This window comes from Streptomyces sp. (genome assembly GCF_050698815.1).
Classification (GTDB): Bacteria; Actinomycetota; Actinomycetes; order Streptomycetales; family Streptomycetaceae; genus Streptomyces.
In genome coordinates, this window is record NZ_JBOHCV010000268.1 from 1 (window position 1) to 3,965 (window position 3,965).

5 protein-coding genes are annotated in these 3,965 nt (G+C 68.2%); 2 read left to right on the forward strand and 3 right to left on the reverse strand.

Annotated elements, in window-relative coordinates; all coding sequences use genetic code 11:
• Positions 1 to 283 precede the first annotated feature (283 nt).
• Positions 284 to 1,021 (reverse strand): DUF881 domain-containing protein, encoded by a 738-nt coding sequence (locus ACRDP3_RS09775; protein ID WP_431516475.1) that lies wholly within the window; start codon positions 1,019 to 1,021, stop codon positions 284 to 286.
• Positions 1,022 to 1,173: 152 nt separating this feature from the next.
• On the opposite strand from ACRDP3_RS09775, the gene crgA reads away from it, so the two are divergent.
• On the forward strand, positions 1,174 to 1,434 hold the full coding sequence (gene crgA / locus ACRDP3_RS09780; protein WP_431516476.1) for a cell division protein CrgA: 261 nt from the start codon (positions 1,174 to 1,176) through the stop codon (positions 1,432 to 1,434).
• Between the two features lie 232 nt (positions 1,435 to 1,666).
• On the opposite strand, the gene ACRDP3_RS09785 is transcribed toward crgA, so the two are convergent.
• Positions 1,667 to 2,554: a rhomboid family intramembrane serine protease gene (locus tag ACRDP3_RS09785; RefSeq protein WP_431516477.1), complete on the reverse strand. Its 888-nt coding sequence runs from the start codon at positions 2,552 to 2,554 to the stop codon at positions 1,667 to 1,669.
• A 95-nt stretch (positions 2,555 to 2,649) separates the two neighbouring features.
• A complete protein-coding gene (locus tag ACRDP3_RS09790) occupies positions 2,650 to 3,177 on the reverse strand; it encodes a peptidylprolyl isomerase (RefSeq protein ID WP_431516478.1) in 528 nt (175 codons plus the stop codon).
• Positions 3,178 to 3,386: 209 nt separating this feature from the next.
• Between ACRDP3_RS09790 and ACRDP3_RS09795 the strand changes: the two genes are divergently transcribed.
• Positions 3,387 to 3,965: DUF5324 family protein (locus ACRDP3_RS09795; RefSeq protein WP_431516479.1), on the forward strand; the 579-nt coding region annotated here is incomplete at its 3' end.

Genomic DNA, 3,965 nt, shown 5'->3' on the forward strand with positions numbered 1-3,965 from the left:
ACCGCCGCTGTCGACCGTCACGTCGTTGAACGGCAGCAGCGGCTCCGCCCAGGGGAAGACGTACTGGAAGAGCAGAAAAACGACTGCGAGCGCGAGCACGAGCGAGAAGAAGGCCCGCACCCATGTATTGCCTGGCAGGTGGCGCCAGATCCAGCCGTACATCTCCGCGTGCCGTCCTCTCTCTGTGGTCCGCTGCCGTCGTCGCCGCCGGCCGCCACACGGGCGCGCCCACCAGAGTACGGGCCCGTGGCACGCCGCGGTGCGTCAGTGGGGGAAGTGCCGCTCACCCGGCCGGCTTGGCGTAGTGCAGGTCGACGGTGCCGGAGTAGCCCGGCAGGGTCACCGACTCGGGCTCCTCGACCTTCCAGCCGAGGCCGTAGGCGTCGACGTACTGCAGATAGTTCTGGATCGCGGAGGAGCCGTCCAGGGCCTTGCGCAGCGTGTCGGGGGAGCCGACGGCGGTCACCTTGTACGGCGGGGAGTAGACCCGGCCCTGCAGGATCAGGGTGTTGCCCACGCAGCGCACCGCGCTGGTCGAGATCAGCCGCTGGTCCATGATCCGGACGCCTTTCGCGCCGCCCTTCCACAGCGCGTTGACCACGGCCTGCAGATCCTGCTGGTGGATGACGAGGTCGTTGGGCTGCGGCTCGGGCACTCCGGGAACCTGGGCGACGGCGTTCGGCGGGGCGTCGTCGAGCGTGACCGTCACTCCGCGCCCCGACACCTTTCGGGTGCCGGCCTCCCGCTCCACACCCGTCAGCTTCCGCTCCGCCGCCGTGCTGCTGCCGCTGTCGCTGCGCGCGAGCCGGTCGACCTGGGCGCGTACGGCCGCGGCGGAGGCGTCGAGCTCCGCGTTCTTACGGCTCCGCTCCTGGATGAGGTCGGACAGTCGCAGCATGGAGGCGTCGGTCCGCAGATCGGTACCCTGCGAGGTGTTGAAACTGACCCAGAAGATTACGCCCGCGAGGGCGAAAACCCCCAGCGTGGCCAGCCGGGCAGGTCGGAAGCGCAATCTGGTCACCTACCCTTGTCTCCCTCCACCGCGAGGAACCACTACGCTAACGGACCACCACAGCGTCACACTCCCCAGGCCCCGATCCGGGGCGGGAACCCAGGCGTGGACGCAGCGCGGACGCAGCGCGGTCACGCAGCACATCGACAGGAGAGACTCTCGTGCCGAAGTCACGTATCCGCAAAAAGGAAGACTTCACTCCGCCACCGGAGAAGAAGGCGACCGAAATCCATCTCGGCGCCACCGGCGGCCGCTGGGTCGCGCCGCTGATGCTGGCGATGTTCGTCATCGGCCTGGCGTGGATCGTGGTGTTCTACGTGACCGAGAGCAAACTGCCGGTCGAGGCGTTCGGAAGCTGGAACATCGTGGTCGGCTTCGGCTTCATCGCGGTGGGCTTCGTCGTCTCCACGCAGTGGAAGTAGCGACTCCGGACTGAGTTATCCACAGGTTGATCCACAGGGCTGGAAAACTTCACAAGATCTGTGGATAACTCTGCGTAGGTTGACGCCGGGATGACCGAAGTACTGCACCGGCCATCCCCCGTCACCCCTTCTGTCCAGCAGAAACGTACTTCTGAGCGAGTCTGGACAGCCGTTCCCTACGCCATGCACAAGATCCGGGACGCGCTGTGGACAACAGTGCGGAAACCCCCGGTCAGGGCATCAGCTGGAGCGTTCGTACGACGATCGACGCGGTGATCACCAGCGCCGTCAGCGCACAGGCGCCGTACTGCACGAGCACCCGCCGTTCACGGGGCGCGTGCACCATCGCGTACGCGATCAGCGCGCCCACCGCCAGGCCGCCGATGTGCGCCTGCCAGGAGATGCCCTGCCAGGTGAAGGTGAAGATCAGATTGATGCCCAGCAGGATGAGGATCGGCCGCATGTCGTAGTTCAGCCGCCGCATCAGCACCGCCGTCGCGCCGAACAGCCCGAAAATCGCACCGGAGGCGCCGAGCGACGCCTGCCCGGGCGAGGAGACCAAGTAAGTCAGGGCGCCGCCGCCGAGCCCGGAGAGCAGATAGAGCGCCGTGTAGCGCCACCGGCCGAGCGCCGCCTCCAGCGGCGGGCCGAGGAACCACAGGCCCAGCATGTTCATCGCGATGTGCCAGATCTCCTGGTGCAGGAACATCGAGCTCAGCAGGCGGTACCACTGCCCCTCGGCCACGCCCTCCACCGGGCCGAACGGCTCCGCGACCGCGCGGCCGAACAGCACCAGATCGCCGACCAGCCGGTCACCGGCCACCAGCACCGCGATGAAGAGGGCGGCGTTGAGCCCGAGCAGGATCTTGGTGATCAGCCGCCGGTCCGCCGCGAGCGCACCGCCGGCGAGAGTGCGCGGCCGGCTCGCGGACGGGCGGTGTCCCGTACCGCTCCCCCCTTTGACGCACTCCGGGCACTGAAATCCGACAGAGGCGGGGATCATGCAATCGGTGCATATCGGACGCTCACAGCGCGCGCACCGGATGCCGGTCTCCCGGTCCGGGTGCCGGTAGCAGTGGGTCACTCGCTGCCCGGCCTGATCCTGCTCCTGATCCTCCATGGACCGTGGCCTCCGCCTTTTCGTCTCCCGTGCGGATGTGTTCCGCCCCGACTTCTCCTACGGTCGGCCGGGGCGGAACAGTTCCCGATCGCGCGTCAGCGGCGTTCGATCGTGACGGCTTCGAGCACGACGTCCTGATTCGGACGGTCCGTGCGCGGGTTGGTCGGGAGGCCCGCGATGGTGTCCACGACCTTCTGGCTGGCCGGGTCCGTGACCTCACCGAAGATGGTGTGCTTGCCGGTCAGCCACGCGGTGGCGCCGACGGTCACGAAGAACTGCGAACCGTTGGTGCCCGGCCCGGCGTTCGCCATGGCCAGCAGGTACGGCTTGGTGAAGGCGAGGTCGGGGTGGATCTCGTCCCCGAACTCGTACCCCGGACCGCCGGTGCCGTTGCCCAGCGGGTCACCGCCCTGGATCATGAAGCCGCTGATGACCCGGTGGAAGACCGTGCCGTCGTACAGCTTGTCGGTCGTCTTCGCACCGGTCTCGGGGTGCGTCCATTCGCGCGACCCCTCGGCGAGTTCGACGAAGTTCTTGACCGTCTTCGGCGCGTGGTTGGGGAAAAGCTGTACCACGATGTCACCGTGATTGGTCTTCAGGGTGGCGTAGAGCTGCTCAGCCACGATCTACCTTCCATCAGTCTGCATTGACCCGCCCGATACTCCCACGGACGTCAGCGGGCAAGAGTACGCGCGGAATGACCCGGATGCCCCTTCGCAGCGCGCTTGAGTGGACGCCGCCAGGCATGATCTTCGAAACGGGTGGAAAACGACACTGTGTCTATGGGAGGAAAACCCACGAGCCCGTGACACGCCACCGAGGAGGAGGAACCGTGACCCGCATCGACAGCGTGCGCGCCGCGACCGGTAACACCAAGGACAGCGTGCGGCACGCGGCGGACGTCGTGGCACCCTATGCAGGGGCTGCCAGGGACACCGCGGTGCAGTACGCGCACGAGGCGGGCGCAGTGCTGGGGCCGAAGGTCTCGTACGCGGCGCGACAGGCCCGTAGTTCGGCGCGCGACGGGTACGACCAGCACGTCGTGCCCCGTATCGCCAAGGCCCGCAAGAATCTGCCACCCGAGCTGGACAGGGCGGCGACCAAGGCCGCCAAGCGCACCCGGAAGGCGGCCCGCAAGGCCGCCAAATACGCCGGACCCCGCATCGAGCACGCCGTCGCGGACGCCCGTACCGCCTCGGCGCCCGTACGGGAGGAGGCCGCCTCGCGCAGCGCCGCGGCGGTCGCCGCGATCCGCGGACAGGTGACGGCCAAGGAGATCGAGAAGCTCGTGCACCGGCGCGAGAGCCGCGCCCGCAGGGGGCGGCTGGCCAAGCGGCTCGGCGTGCTCGGGCTGCTCGCCGGCGCCGCGTACGCCGCCTGGCGCTGGTGGGACAAGCAGGCCAACCCCGAC